The organism is Streptomyces venezuelae (genome assembly GCF_008642355.1).
Taxonomy (GTDB): domain Bacteria; phylum Actinomycetota; class Actinomycetes; order Streptomycetales; family Streptomycetaceae; genus Streptomyces; species Streptomyces venezuelae_B.
The window spans coordinates 4,288,135-4,302,054 of the sequence record NZ_CP029193.1; the positions used below are offsets into that span (position 1 = coordinate 4,288,135).

At 73.1% G+C, this 13,920-nt stretch carries 14 protein-coding genes; 13 read left to right on the forward strand and 1 reads right to left on the reverse strand.

The annotated features are described in order from the left end of the window. Nucleotides 1–310 precede the first annotated feature (310 nt). From DEJ47_RS19860 to DEJ47_RS19890, 7 genes are all read left to right on the forward strand, one after another. Nucleotides 311–847: a DUF2617 family protein gene (locus tag DEJ47_RS19860; RefSeq protein WP_150170188.1), complete on the forward strand. Its 537-nt coding sequence runs from the start codon at nucleotides 311–313 to the stop codon at nucleotides 845–847. A gap of 26 nt (nucleotides 848–873) precedes the next feature. Next, complete coding sequence (locus DEJ47_RS19865) at nucleotides 874–2,442, forward strand: polyamine aminopropyltransferase (RefSeq protein WP_150170190.1); 1,569 nt, start codon at nucleotides 874–876, stop codon at nucleotides 2,440–2,442. A gap of 60 nt (nucleotides 2,443–2,502) precedes the next feature. Beyond that, the gene (locus tag DEJ47_RS19870; protein ID WP_190415470.1) at nucleotides 2,503–3,399 is read left to right on the forward strand and encodes an SRPBCC family protein; all 897 of its coding nucleotides are present in this window, start codon (nucleotides 2,503–2,505) and stop codon (nucleotides 3,397–3,399) included. Between the two features lie 25 nt (nucleotides 3,400–3,424). Beyond that, the gene (locus DEJ47_RS19875) at nucleotides 3,425–4,219 is read left to right on the forward strand and encodes an aldose 1-epimerase (RefSeq protein ID WP_150170194.1); all 795 of its coding nucleotides are present in this window, start codon (nucleotides 3,425–3,427) and stop codon (nucleotides 4,217–4,219) included. A gap of 10 nt (nucleotides 4,220–4,229) precedes the next feature. Beyond that, a complete protein-coding gene (pyrE, locus tag DEJ47_RS19880) occupies nucleotides 4,230–4,778 on the forward strand; it encodes an orotate phosphoribosyltransferase (protein WP_062774598.1) in 549 nt (182 codons plus the stop codon). Nucleotides 4,779–4,868: 90 nt separating this feature from the next. Then, on the forward strand, nucleotides 4,869–5,891 hold the full coding sequence (gene fbaA / locus DEJ47_RS19885) for a class II fructose-bisphosphate aldolase (RefSeq protein WP_150170196.1): 1,023 nt from the start codon (nucleotides 4,869–4,871) through the stop codon (nucleotides 5,889–5,891). A gap of 76 nt (nucleotides 5,892–5,967) precedes the next feature. Next, nucleotides 5,968–6,381, forward strand: coding sequence for a DUF3151 domain-containing protein (locus DEJ47_RS19890; RefSeq protein ID WP_150170198.1), 414 nt, complete (start codon nucleotides 5,968–5,970; stop codon nucleotides 6,379–6,381). A 137-nt stretch (nucleotides 6,382–6,518) separates the two neighbouring features. On the opposite strand, the gene DEJ47_RS19895 is transcribed toward DEJ47_RS19890, so the two are convergent. Then, entirely contained in the window at nucleotides 6,519–7,646 is a 1,128-nt protein-coding gene (locus DEJ47_RS19895; protein WP_150170200.1) for an NADH:flavin oxidoreductase, read from the reverse strand. Nucleotides 7,647–7,736: 90 nt separating this feature from the next. Between DEJ47_RS19895 and DEJ47_RS19900 the strand changes: the two genes are divergently transcribed. The 6 genes from DEJ47_RS19900 (at nucleotide 7,737) to DEJ47_RS19925 (ending at nucleotide 13,910) form a co-directional block, all read left to right on the forward strand. Further along, nucleotides 7,737–8,363, forward strand: a complete 627-nt coding sequence (locus DEJ47_RS19900) for a CGNR zinc finger domain-containing protein (protein ID WP_150170202.1) — start codon at nucleotides 7,737–7,739, stop codon at nucleotides 8,361–8,363. 130 nt (nucleotides 8,364–8,493) lie between these two features. Beyond that, entirely contained in the window at nucleotides 8,494–9,387 is an 894-nt protein-coding gene (locus tag DEJ47_RS19905) for a tryptophan 2,3-dioxygenase family protein (protein ID WP_150170204.1), read from the forward strand. Next, a complete protein-coding gene (gene kynU / locus DEJ47_RS19910) occupies nucleotides 9,380–10,603 on the forward strand; it encodes a kynureninase (protein ID WP_150170206.1) in 1,224 nt (407 codons plus the stop codon). Before DEJ47_RS19905 ends, kynU begins: the two co-directional genes overlap by 8 nt. A 90-nt stretch (nucleotides 10,604–10,693) precedes the next feature. Continuing rightward, entirely contained in the window at nucleotides 10,694–11,572 is an 879-nt protein-coding gene (locus tag DEJ47_RS19915) for an alpha/beta hydrolase family protein (protein WP_150170208.1), read from the forward strand. Between the two features lie 192 nt (nucleotides 11,573–11,764). After that, nucleotides 11,765–12,736: an alpha/beta hydrolase gene (locus DEJ47_RS19920; RefSeq protein ID WP_150170210.1), complete on the forward strand. Its 972-nt coding sequence runs from the start codon at nucleotides 11,765–11,767 to the stop codon at nucleotides 12,734–12,736. Continuing rightward, complete coding sequence (locus DEJ47_RS19925) at nucleotides 12,729–13,910, forward strand: acyltransferase family protein (RefSeq protein ID WP_150170212.1); 1,182 nt, start codon at nucleotides 12,729–12,731, stop codon at nucleotides 13,908–13,910. The genes DEJ47_RS19920 and DEJ47_RS19925 overlap by 8 nt, the downstream gene beginning before the upstream one ends. Nucleotides 13,911–13,920: the final 10 nt, after the last annotated feature.

Consider the following 13,920-nt stretch of genomic DNA (forward strand, 5'->3'; position numbering starts at 1 on the left):
GGTGCCATGTGGCTGTACTGAACAGTTGAACTGTGTGGCCCTCATGGGGATGGAAACCACACGTAGTTGGGTAAAAGTGCTGTGGCAGTGTCGCCGACCATGATTCCCTCTTAAACGTCAGCACCGCCCTCGGACGTCCGGTACAGGTTTCGCCGACCGGCGCAGGTCTCTCGGACCGGCGCAGGTTTTACGGACAGCTTTCTGGAAACCCGTAAGACGTTCTCGTGGGCACGAGCCGGCATACCGACCGCCCGGAGCCTCTTCCGGGTGCGCCGGCCCCACCTCCATTGCGTGTTAGCGGAGCCGACCCATGCTCACGACCCTGAAGACTGGCTATACCGACACGCGCGCCGCGGATCTCGCCTGGGCCCTGGGGCGCGAGCCGTTGCCCGCGCTCGCCACCCTCGACCTCGAACTGGACGACGCGAGAATGCAGTTGAGGCTCCTCGGAGCGTCGCACCAGGTCCTCCTGGAGGAGGAGCGGGGCGGCTGTTCCGAGACGGTGGCCTGTATCCCCGGCAGCAGTACGCCGCTGCCGCTCGGCGTATCCAAGCGCGTCGGCGAATGGGAGTACGAATTCGCCGCGCGGGTGGAAACCCTTTCGCACGGTCAGTTCGCGGGCCGGGCGCAGGAGTTGCTCGCTCTCGTCGCGGAGCACCCGCACGGACTCGCGGGCGTCTTCCCCGGCAGCCCGCACGCGTTCACCGCGCTCCTCGCGCAGCGGCACGAAGGATCCCTGATGTGGCGTACGTGGCACGCGTACCCGCAGGAGGGCCAACTCGTCGCGACCCGTACACGGGTGGGGGTGCGCACCCCCGTTTACACCCATGTGGGGGACCCGGTGTGAGCGTGCGGTGACGTAGCGTTCCAGGCGTGATCGAGTCGACGGTGCGCCTGCCGGTCTCGCCCCGGACGGGACGCTTCCTCGTCCTCGCGGGCGTATTCGTCTGCGCTGCCTGCGGTCTCGTCTACGAACTGGAACTCGTCGCCCTCGCGGCGTACTTGATCGGCGACTCGGTCACCCAGGCGTCCGTCGTGCTCTCCGTGATGGTCTTCGCCATGGGCATCGGCTCGCTCCTGGCCAAACGGCTCAGGCACCACGCGTCCGCCTGGTTCGGCCTCCTCGAATCGGTCCTCGCGCTGGTCGGCGGGTGCAGCGCCATGGTGCTGTACGCGGCGTTCGCGTGGTCCGGCGGCAGGGACGAGCTGTGGGCGGGCGGTTCGCGCTATCTGCTGGTCGCGTTCTCCCTGGCCATCGGCATCCTCATCGGCGCCGAGGTGCCGCTCCTCATGGTGCTCATCCAGCGCATCCGCAGGCAGGACGCGGGCGGCGCCGTCGCCGACCTGTTCGCCGCCGACTACGTGGGGGCGCTGGTCGGCGGGCTCGCCTTCCCCTTCCTGCTCCTGCCGCTGTTCGGACAGCTGACGGGCGCCCTGTTCACCGGATCCGTCAACGCCATCGCGGGCGGCGCGCTCGTGTTCGGCCTGTTCAGACAGGACCTGAGCGTCCGTGCCCGCTGGGTGCTCCTCACCGTCAACGTCGTCGTCCTGTCCCTGCTCGCCTCCGCCGCCGTGCTCGTCGACGACTTCGAGCGGGCCGCCCGGCGCGCCGTGTACGGCAGGGACGTGCGGGTCGCCGTGCAGACCGACGTCCAGGAAGTCGTCCTCACCGGCGGGCGCCTCGGCTCCCTCGACCTCTTCCTCGACGGCCGCCTGCGCATCAGCGGACGCGACGAGGCGCGCTACCACCGCGGCCTCGTCGCCCCCGCGATGCGTGGGCGCCACGCGCGCGTGCTGATCCTCGGCGGCGGCGACGGCCTCGCGGCGCGCGAGGTCCTGCGCCACCCCGGTGTGCGCCGCGTCGACGTCGTCGAACTCGACACGGGCGTCGTCGACCTCGCACGGCACGACCCGGCCCTCAGCGAGCTCAACGCCCACGCCTACCGCGACCCGCGCGTCCGCGTGGTCCACGCCGACGCGTTCCGCTGGCTGCGCCTGGCCCGCACGCGGTACGACGTGGTGATCTCCGACCTGCCCGACCCCGGCATCACCCCCAGCACGAAGCTCTACTCCCAGGAGTTCTACGGCCTGACCACCCGCGTCCTCGCCGACGGCGGCCGCCTCGCCGTCCACGCGGGGCCCCTGGCGACCAGGCCCCGCGTCTTCTGGACGGTCGAGGCGACGCTGCGCGCGGCGGGGCTGCGGACGGTGGCGTACCGCGTGGGCGGCAGGGAGTCCGGGTTCGCCCCCGGGCCCGACCGCACGGCGGGCGGGCCGACGGCGCCCCGCGACTGGGGCTTCGTGCTGGCCTCGCGGACCCGCCCGGTCCTGCGCAGGGCGGCGGGCTCCGCGGTGGTGCGCGCCGGGGAGCCCGCGGCCGAGCTGACGCGGCAGCGGGGTCTCGCGCCGTCCACCCTGATGCATCCGCGTTACGCGAACTGACGTACACGGACCGGCGAACTGTCGCACATGGTGGCGGACACGTGGGTAGGCTCAATTGCCATGGAGCATGAGGTGTTCGTCCCGGTCTCCGCAGAGCGGCTCCGGCAGGTCCTCGCCGACCCCGAGAGGGTCGCCGGGGCGGTGCCCGGACTCCAGCGCGACGAAGGGGGCGAGGGGGAGACGGCGGGGCCGCTCTCCGGGCGCCTGAAAGTCCGCGTCGACGGGCACTCGATCACCTACCGCGGCTCGGCGCGTACCGAAGCCCGCAAGGACGGGACGTACGCGCTGGAGGCAGAGGGCGAGGAGGTGCGCGGCTCCGGCACCGTGAAGTTCACGCTGACCGTGCGGCTCGAACCGGTCCCCGAGGGCACGAACCTCGTGTTCGGCGGGAGCGCGACCGCCGACGGGCGGATCACCGAGGGTTCTCCACAGGCCGTGGAGTCCGCGGTGCGCCGGCTCCTGGACCGGTTCGCCGAGGCGCTCGGCGCGGGGGCGCCGCCCGACACGGCGCCCGAGGAGCCGGAGGCACCCCCGACCCACACGGTGACCGTGTTCCAGGCCGAGGTGCCGCCGCCGTCCCTCGACCCGCTGAGCGACGTCGACGACGACCTCGACGGTGTGGACGACCTCGACGACGTGGACGACGACGGCATCAACCTCGACGACACGAACGTTCTGGACGACGTCGACGACATCGAGGACCTGGAGACCATCGAGGACCTGGAGGACCTGGAGACCATCGGCGTACCGCCCGCCGAGGCCGCCCACGCCCGCCGCACCATGATCGGCCGCAGCGCCGAAGAGGTCGACCACGCCCCGCCCCGCGGCCGGTACGCGCCCGCGCCCGCCCCCGAGTCCCTCGCCGCCAGCGCCACGCTCCGCTGGGCCGCGCCCGCCGCGGCCCTCGCCCTCGCCTCGGCGATCGTCGTCGGCCGGGCCCTGCGCCGTCGCCGGTGACCGTCCACGTCATAGGCTCGGCCCCGTGAGTACCGAAGACGTGACCCTCACCGCGGGCGACGCGGAAGTGACGGTGCAGCCGGGCAACGGCTGCCGCATCGGAAGTCTGCGCGTCGGCGGCGTCGAGCTGCTGCGCCAGGGGAAGAAGTACGGCTGCTTCCCGATGGTGCCCTGGTGCGGCCGGATCGCCGACGGACGGTTCCGCGACGGCGCCGCCGTCCACCAGATGCCGCTGAACTCCCCGCCCCACGCCATCCACGGCTTCGCGCGCGACGCCGAGTGGCGCACGGCCAGGACGTCGAAGACCGAGGCGGTCTTCACGTACGACCTGACCGACCCCTGGCCCTACCCGGGCCGCGTCACCCAGATCGTGGAGCTCACCGAGGACGGCCTGACGCTGCGGATGGGCGTCGAGACGTACGGCGACTCGTTCCCCGCGCAGGCCGGCTGGCACCCCTGGTTCAACCGGGTCCTGGAAGACGGCGGTGAGCCCGTCCGCATCGACTTCGACGCCGCCTGGCAGGAGGAGCGCGGCGACGACCACCTGCCCACCGGCCGCCGCGTCGAGGTACGGCCGGGCCCCTGGGACGACTGCTTCGGCATGCCCGACGGCGTCGACGTGACCCTGACCTGGCCCGGCCGGATCGCCGTGAACGTCAAGAGCCGCGAGCCGTGGGTCGTCGTCTACGACGAGCAGGACGCCGCGGTCTGCGTGGAGCCCCAGACGGGCCCGCCCAACGGCCTCAACACCGACCCGCGCCTGGTCACGCCCATCGAGCCGCTGGAGACGGCGACGACCTGGACCTGGCGTCGGCTTTAAGCTCATAGGCATGACTGACGTACGCGGCGAGCTGCTGCAGCAGATCAAGGACAAGGCCGTCGTGCACGGCAAGGTGACGCTCTCCTCCGGCCTGGAGGCCGACTACTACATCGACCTCCGCCGGATCACCCTCGACGGCGAGGCCGCCCCCCTGGTCGGCCAGGTCCTCCTCGACCTCACCGCCGACCTGGACTTCGACGCCGTGGGCGGTCTGACCATGGGCGCCGACCCGGTCGCCGGCGCGATGCTGCACGCGTCCGCCGCCCGCGGCAAGCGCCTGGACGCGTTCGTCGTCCGCAAGGCCGCCAAGGCGCACGGCATGCAGCGCCGCGTCGAGGGCCCCGACATCAAGGGCCGCCGCGTCCTGGTCGTCGAGGACACCTCCACCACCGGCGGCTCGCCGCTGACCGCCGTCGAGGCCGTCCGCGAGGCGGGCGCCGAGGTCGTCGGCGTCGCCACCATCGTGGACCGGGCCACCGGCGCCGGCGAGAAGATCACCGAGGGCGCGGGCGTGCCCTACCTCTTCGCGTACTCGAAGGACGACCTCGGCCTGGACTGAGGGCCGCGTCTGGAAAGATGGGGGCGACGATGACGTCGCCCCCATAGGTCAGGGCCAAGCACACACCCGCACATCACAAGGAGCGGACACATGCCCATCGCAACCCCCGAGGTCTACGCCGAGATGCTCGACCGGGCGAAGGCAGGCAAGTTCGCCTACCCGGCGATCAACGTGACGTCCTCGCAGACCCTGCACGCGGCCCTGCGCGGCTTCGCCGAGGCCGAGAGCGACGGCATCATCCAGATCTCCACCGGTGGTGCGGAGTTCCTGGGCGGCCAGCACAACAAGGACATGGTGACCGGCGCGGTCGCCCTCGCCGAGTTCGCGCACATCGTCGCCGCGAAGTACGACATCACGGTCGCGCTGCACACCGACCACTGCCCCAAGGACAAGCTCGACGGGTACGTCCGCCCGCTGCTCGACGTCTCCGCCGAGCGCGTCAAGGCCGGCCGGAACCCGCTGTTCCAGTCGCACATGTGGGACGGTTCCGCCGAGACCCTCGCCGACAACCTGGCCATCGGCCAGGAGCTGCTCGCGAAGGCCGCCGCCGCGAAGATCATCCTTGAGGTCGAGATCACCCCGACCGGCGGCGAGGAGGACGGCGTCACGCACGAGATCAACGACGAGCTGTACACGACGGTCGACGACGCGCTGCGTACGGCGGAGGCCCTCGGCCTCGGCGAGAAGGGCCGCTACCTGCTCGCCGCGTCCTTCGGCAACGTCCACGGCGTCTACAAGCCGGGCAACGTCGTCCTGCGCCCCGAGCTCCTCAAGGACCTCCAGGAGGGCGTCGCCGCGAAGTACGGCAAGCAGTCGCCCTTCGACTTCGTGTTCCACGGCGGCTCCGGCTCCACCGCCGAGGAGATCGCCACGGCGCTGGAGAACGGCGTCGTGAAGATGAACCTCGACACGGACACGCAGTACGCGTTCACGCGTCCCGTCGCGGACCACATGTTCAAGAACTACGACGGTGTCCTGAAGGTCGACGGCGAGGTCGGCTCGAAGAAGACGTACGACCCGCGCACCTGGGGCAAGGCCGCCGAGGCGGGCATGGCCAAGCGTGTCACCGAGGCGTGCGCGAACCTGCGCTCCACGGGTACGAAGCTGAAGTAGCCCTCGCGGTTCCTTACGGGCCCGGCACCCTTCCCTGGGTGCCGGGCCCGTACGCGTATGGCGCAGACTTGAGCCCATGGCCATTCACAAGGATCTGCTCGGGGGACCGCCCCCGACCCACCTGCCCGACGACCCCGAGCCGCGCGAGCTGCTCGCGAACGGTGCGGCGCCCGCCGACGTCGCCGCGAAGTACCCGACGTCCTCGCTCGCCTGGGCGCAGCTCGCCGACGAGGCGTATGAGCGCGGCAGCGTCGTCGAGTCGTACGCGTACGCCCGTACGGGCTACCACCGCGGGCTCGACGCCCTGCGCCGCAGCGGCTGGAAGGGCCACGGCCCGGTGCCGTGGGAGCACGAGCCCAACCGCGGCTTCCTCCGCGCGCTGCACGCGTTGGCGCGGGCGGCGCAGTCGATCGGCGAGCAGGAGGAGTACGAGCGCTGCGCGGGCTTCCTGCGTGACTCGTCGGAGACGGCGGCGAAGACGCTCGGCTGACGTGGGCGCAGGCCCCGGGGTGCTGCCACCCCGGGGCCCCTGTCGCGGGAGCTCCGCCCCCGGACCCTCGCATCGGCCTGAACGGCCTCGCCCTCAATCGCCGGACGGGCTGAAACCATCCCCGGCGCCGGTCCCCCTCAGGCCAGCCTGCGCAGCATCCCCGCGTCGTAGGGGGTCACCTCGTCCAGGCGGTCCGTCAGCGCCTTGTTCGCCCACTCCGGGTCCGCGATCAGGGCGCGGCCCACCGCGATGACGTCGAACTCGTCCCGCTCCATGCGGTCGAGGAGCAGATCGATGCCCGTCGACGCGGACTCCTTGGCGAAGCCCTGCGGGCCGACGAACTCCTTGTCGAGGCCGACCGAGCCGACCGACAGCGTGGCCTTGCCGGTGAGCTTCTTGACCCAGCCCGCGAGGTTCAGGTCGTCGCCCTCGAACTCGGGGAGCCAGTAGCGTCGCGTGGAGGCGTGGAACGCGTCGACGCCCGCGGCGGAGAGCGGGGCGAGCAGCGCCTCAAGCTCCGCCGGGTCCGTGGCGAGCTTCGCGTCGAACGCGTACGCCTTCCACTGCGAGAGCCGGAAGATCACGGGGAAGGACGGGGACACCGCGGCGCGCACCGCTTCGACGATCTCTGCGGCGAAACGGGTGCGGGACGCGAGGTCGCCGCCGTAGCCGTCGGTGCGTCGATTCGTGCGGCTCCAGAGGAACTGGTCGATCAAGTAGCCGTGTGCGCCGTGGAGTTCGACGCCGTCGAAGCCGATGCGCTCGGCGGCGGCCGCACTGTCCGCGAAGGCCTTGATGACGTCGTCGATGTCGGCGCCGGTCATCGTGTGGCCCTTGGTGTCGCCGTCCAGGCCGAGGCCGGAGGGGCCCACCGAGGGGGCGGCGGGGACCGGGCCCTGGCCCTGGTCGCGGTCCGTGCCGATGTGCCACAGCTGCGGGACGATCCTGCCGCCCGCCGCGTGCACCGCCTCGGCGACGCGCCGCCAGCCCGCGAGCGCGGCCTCGCCGTGGAAGCGGGGGACGCGGTGGCTGCCGCCCGCCGAGTCGTGGTCGACGTACGTGCCCTCGGTGACGATCAGGCCGACGCCGCCCGCCGCACGGCGCGCGTAGTACTCGGCGACGTCGGCGCCGGGCACGCCGTCCGGGGAGAACTCACGGGTCATGGGGGCCATGGCGATGCGGTTGCGCAGGCTGAGGCCGTTGATGTCGAAGGGGCGGCCGAGGAGGCGGGCGGCGCGCGAGGTGGCGGTATCCGTGGCAGTCATGCGGCCATCGTACGCCCCGCGACAGCAGTGTAAGAGTTTTGGTCGTGTCATTTCGGAGGGTGGTGAGCGCGGGGCTAGTACCGTGGACGCATGAACTGGCCCGCGACCGAGCGTCTCGGTCTGACCCCCGCGCCCGGCGGTCTCGCCCTTGTCCAGGACCTCCTGAACACCGCGCCCGCCGACCGCCCCGACTCCGTCGACCTGCTCGCCGACGGAGCGCTCGACCGCGCCCAGGGGTGGGCCGACCCGGCCGTGCGCGGCTGGGGGGCCGGGACGGGGCGGGGTGACGTGCGCCTGACGCTGTCGGCGGACGACCTGCCGAAGCTGCGCTGCCTGCGCGACCAGGTGCGGCGCGCGCTCGCCGCGGGCGACTGCGGCGGGGAAGCCGTGCGGTTCACCTCGGCGCCGGTCGTCGTCGGGCTCGCGGGCGACGGCACCCTCACCCTGGAGCCGGAGGGTGCGGGCGCGCGCTGGCTGGCCTCCGCCGTGCTCGCCGAGGGGCTGCTCGCCCAGGCGTCCGGCACCTGGCGCCGCCTGAAGATCTGCCGCAACACGGCCTGTTCCGCCGCGTTCTACGACCGCTCGCGCAACAACAGCGGCGTCTGGCACTCGGTCCGCGGCTGCGGGAACGCCGCCCATCTGCGCGCCTGCCGGGAGCGGCGCCGCGGTCACGCGGGCGCGGAGTCAGGGGCCGAGGAAAGTGGTGTCACCGTTTAGCTGCTGTCCGGCCTGAGTGTGCCTTGCCGATTCCGGGAAAGTTGCAGAAGATTCCCGTGGGGACCGGGGCCCCCGTGCCGGTAACGGCAGGGGCGGACCGCTACCCGGAGTACGTATCGAGGAGACAGTGATGTCCCCCAAGACGCATGAGGCAGCCCCCGAGGAGCGCGCGGCGTCCCCGGCGGAGCACGCGGCGTCCACCGAGGCAGGCGAGGTGGAGAGCCCGAACCTCGACTTCGCGGGCACCACCCCGTACGAGGACTACGTGCAGGCGGACGTCCTCACCCATCTGCAGCACCTGCGCTCGGACGACCCCGGCGAGATGGTCTTCCTGGTCACCACCCAGGTCATGGAGCTGTGGTTCACGGTGATCGTCCACGAGTGGGAGACCGCGGCGCACGCCCTGCGCCGCGACGACATCCCCACCGCACAGAACGCGCTCAAGCGCAGCCTGCGCGAGCTGGAGGCCCTGAACGCCTCCTGGCGCCCGCTCGCCCAGCTCACGCCCGCCCAGTTCAACTCGTACCGCGGCGCCCTCGGCGAGGGGTCGGGCTTCCAGTCCGCGATGTACCGCCGCATGGAGTTCCTGCTCGGCGACAAGTCCGCGTCGATGCTCGTCCCGCACCGCGGCGCGCCCCGCGTCCACGCGGAGCTGGAGAAGGCGCTGCACGAGCCGAGCCTGTACGACGAGGTGCTCGGCCTCCTCGCCCGCCGCGGCCACGCGATACCCGCGTCCGTCCTGGAGCGCGACCTGACCAAGCGCTACGACCCGTCGCCGGAGGTCGAGGCCGTCTGGACCGAGCTCTACTCCGGTGACGAGCACGCCGACCTGGCGCGGCTCGGCGAGACGCTCACGGACGTCGCCGAGCTGGTCTGGCGCTGGCGCAACGACCACCTCGTCGCCACCCGCCGCGCCATGGGTTCCAAGACGGGCACGGGCGGCTCGGCGGGCGTGGCGTGGCTGGAGAAGCGCGCCACGAAGAACGTGTTCCCCGAGCTGTGGACTGCGAGGAGCCATGTCTGACGTGCGCGATCAGCTGCGGGCCGAGGCGGCGGTACGGGACGGCAAGGACGAACTCGCCGCCAAGCGCAAGGAGTTCGTGCTCGACGAGACGGTGTACCTGGACGGCAACTCGCTGGGCGCCCTGCCCGCGAACGTCCCGGGCCGCCTCGCCGAGGTCATGACCCACGAGTGGGGCAGGCTCCGCATCCGTTCCTGGGACGAGAGCGGCTGGTGGACGGCGCCCGAGCGCATCGGCGACCGCATCGCGCCGCTCGTCGGCGCGGCCCCCGGCCAGATCGTCGTCGGCGACTCCACCAGCGTCAACGTGTTCAAGGCGCTGGTGGCCGCCGTCCGCATCGCGCGGGAACCCGACAGCTCTTCCGCCCTGTCCGGGGGGCGCGACGAGATCGTCGTCGACGCCACGACGTTCCCCACGGACGGGTACATCGCGGAGTCGGCGGCCCGCCTCACCGGCTGCCGTCTGATCCCGGTGGCGCCCGCCGACGTCCCGGGTGTCCTGGGCGACCGCACCGCCGCCGTCCTGCTCAACCACGCCGACTACCGCACCGGCCGCCTGCACGACCTGCCGGGCCTCACGGCGGCCGTCCACGCGGCGGGTGCCCTCGTCGTCTGGGACCTGTGCCACACGGCGGGCGCCCTCCCCGTCGGCCTGGACGAACACGGCGTGGACCTCGCGGTGGGCTGCACCTACAAGTACCTGAACGGCGGCCCGGGTTCGCCCGCGTACCTCTACGTGCGCGAAGCCCTTCAGCCCCGCTTCGACTCGCCGCTGCCCGGCTGGAACTCGCACGCCGAACCCTTCGGTATGCGGCCCGGGTTCGAGCCTGCGGACGGCGCGCTGCGCGGCCGTGTCGGCACGCCGGACATCCTGTCGATGCTCGCCCTGGAGGCGTCCCTCGACGCCTGGGACGGCGTGTCCATCGACGCGGTCCGCGCCAAGTCCCTCGCCCTGACGGACTTCTTCCTGCGGTGCGTCGGGGCGTACGTGCCGACGGGCCGCGTCGAGTCCCTCACCCCGGCCGCACACGCCGAGCGCGGCAGCCAGGTCGCGCTGCGCTGCGAGGGGGCGGGTGATGTCATGAAGCGGCTCGTCGAGCAGGGCGTGGTGGGGGACTTCCGCGCGCCGGACGTGCTGCGGTTCGGATTCACGCCGCTGTACGTCTCCTTCGCCGACGCCGAGCGGGCGGCTCATGTCCTCGCGCGCACGCTGGCCTGATAGCGTCCGGCGGATCTTGCCCCCACTCTTCCGTAGGCCGGGAGGGCGGGGGCCCGAACGCCAGCCGCACTGCTGTGGAGAGGTTGCCGCATGACGGACGACGCCGCCGTGGCCCGCGATGCCGCCGAGGCCGAAGCCGCCTTCTCGCATCCCGCCGTGAAGCCGGACGCCACCGTCGCGTACGGCGATCACCCCGACCAGGTCGTGGACCTCTACGCCCCCCGGGGCGACACACCGCGCCCCGCCCCCCTCGTCGTCGTCCTGCACGGCGGCGCCTGGCGTGCGCCCTACGACCGGCAGCACGTCACCCCCTTCGCCGACTTCCTGGCCCGCCGCGGCTTCGCGGTGGCCAACATCGAGTACCGCAGGGGCAGCCCGATCCCCGCCCAGGGCGGCAAGAGCCCCGTCGCCGGGCGCTGGCCGGAGACCTTCGACGACGTGGCCGCCGCGTTCGACGCGCTCCCGGCGCTCGTACGGGACGCGCTGCCGTCGGCCGACCCGCGCCGCACCGTCGTGACCGGGCACTCCGCCGGCGGGCACCTCGCCCTGTGGGTGGCCGCGCGCCACCTGCTGCCCGCCGACGCGCCCTGGCGCACCGACCGGCCCGCCCCGCTGCGCGGCGTCGTCGCGCTCGCGCCGATCGCGGACTTCCGCACCGCCGAGGCCCTGGAGGTCTGCGGCGGCGCGTCCGCGCAACTCCTGGGCGGCGCGGCCCGCTTCGAGGAGCGGCTGCCGTACGCCGATCCGGCCGCGCTGCTCCCCACCGGCATCGCCACGACCGTCGTGCAGGGCCGCACCGACATCGTCGTGCCGCAGGCCGTGTCCGAGGCGTACGCCGACGCGGCTGCCCAGGCGGGCGAGGTCGTGGGCCTGACGCTCCTGGAGGACGTGGGGCACTTCCCGCTGATCGACCCGGCGGCGGACGCGTGCGCGGTCGTCGCGGAGGAGATCGCGCAACTCGCGTTCTGACGAGCCCGTCCGTTGCGCTCCGACGACCACGGGTTGATCACCCGTGAGGCCCCGGGACACCCGTAATACCTGAGAGCTACGTGCCGCTGTATACCCCAGCGTGATGTGGGCTACAGAGACCGATCCATAACTTCCTTTCCGTGAGCGCGAGTCGGAACGCCGGCCCGCGAACCAGCGGAAAGGCAGGACGTGATGAGGTTCCGGGCCGGGCGGCTGCGCCGCACCCTGCTGTCCTTCGGTGTCGCCGCCGCCGTGGTGGTCCCGCTGTCGGGCGCCGCCCGCCCGGAGATCCCGGCCCCCGCCCCCGCCTCCCTCGGCCGCGTCACGGCGGCGACCCTCCCCGGCGCGTACGCGGCGAACCGGGCCAACGCCACGGAGGCTGCGGCCCAGGCGGCGCGGTACGGCGCGAAGGACCGGGCCGCGGCCCTGCGCGCCATGGCCTCCCCGCACCGGCAGTTCCTCGCCTTCGACGGACGCGGCACCGGCCGCACCGCCGAGGTGTTCGGCGACCTGGCGGACGCGGACCGCGTCGCCGTCCTCGTACCCGGGTCGGACACGTCCCTCGACTCGTACGGCAGGCTGCGCTCCGGCGCCCTGGCGCTGCGCGCCGAGCTCGACCGGCACGCGGCACCCGGACGGGGCACGGCGGTCGTGGCCTGGCTCGGGTACGAGACGCCGGGCACCGTCAGCCCCGCCGTCCTCACCACGGGCCGCGCGGACGGCGCCGCGCCCGCCCTGCGCTCCTTCGTCGGCGAGCTCCACGGAATCAACGCCCACGCGCGCGTGTCCCTGCTCTGCCACTCGTACGGCTCGGTGGTGTGCGCCAGTGCCGCGACGGGCCCGCGCGTCCTGGACGTCGCCGACATCGCGCTCTACGGCAGCCCCGGCACCGGCGTCGACCGGGCCGCCGACCTGCACACCCGGGCCCGGATCTGGGCGGGGCGCGGCTCCGGCGACTGGATCGCCGACGTGCCGCACACCAGCGCCGACGTCTTCGGCACGACCGTCGGCTTCGGTACCGACCCGGTCTCCGACGGCTTCGGCGCCCGCGTCTTCGCGGCGGGCGGCGGCGGCCACAGCGACTACCTGGAGCCGGGCTCGGTCCCGCTCGGCAATCTCGCACGCATCGTGCGCGGCGACGCGACGGAGGTCACTCATGCGTGAGCACCGCCTGTCCGCCCTCGTCCGGCGTGTGGACGCCGCCACACCGCCCGGCAGGGACCGCGCCGTCGACGCCCTGCGGGCCCTCGCCATTCTCGGCGTGGTGGGCGGCCACTGGCTGGTCACCGCCCTGGTCCCGGACGGCGGCACGCTGCACACGGCGAGCCCGCTGAGCGGCATGCCGTGGCTCGCCCCGATCTCCTGGGTGTTCCAGACGCTGGCCGTGTTCTTCCTGGTGGGCGGGTTCGTGGCGGCGAAGGGTTACGCGGCGGCGCGCGAGCGCGGCACCGGGTACCGCGCGTGGCTCGCCGCCCGGCTCGGCCGACTCTTCGGGCCGGTCGCCGCCGTCCTCGCGCTGTGGACGGCGGCCACCGCGGGTCTGCTCCTCTCGGGCGCGGACCCGGCCACCGTCCACACGCTGGTCAAGCCGGCGCTCTCGCCCCTGTGGTTCCTGCTGGTCTACGCGGCGCTCACCGCCGCCACGCCGCTGGTGCGGCGGCTCAACCCGCTGTGGCCGCTGGCCGTCGTTCTCCACGTGGACCTGGTGCGGTTCGGTTTCGGCGGCCCCGCCTGGCTGGGCTGGATGAACGTGGCGGCGGGCTGGCTCGTGCCGTACACGCTGGGCGCGGCCTGGTCGCGGGGCGAGCTGACGCGGAACGCGGGGCGGGTGCTGCTGGTGGGCGGGGCGGCGGCCACCGCGGGGCTCGTCCTGTGGGCCGGCTATCCGGCCTCGATGGTCGGCGTGCCGGGCGCCACGGTGTCGAACCTCGACCCGCCGACCCTGGCCGCCGTCGCCTTCGGCGTCGCCCAGTGCGGCCTGGCGGTGCTGCTGCGGGAGCCCCTCGGATGGTGGCTGCGCAGGCCCGCGGCGTGGACGGCGGTGGCCGTCGTGAACCTGTCCGCGATGACGATATTCCTCTGGCACCAGACGGCAATGATGGCGGTCACCGCGCTCGGCCTGCCGGCCGGGAGTCCGCTGCCCGGCCTGCACACGGCGCCGGACGGATTCGGCTGGGTCCTGGCCCGCGTGGCCTGGTTGCCGGTGTTCGGGCTGGGGCTCGCGGTGTGCTGGTCGGCGTTCCATACGTACGAGAGGGGTGGCCGGAGCCCGGCGTCCGCCGTGCGGGGACGGCGCGGGGGCAGGGGTGCGGCGGGGGAGACGGTGCGGCGTGCCTAGGGTTGATCTT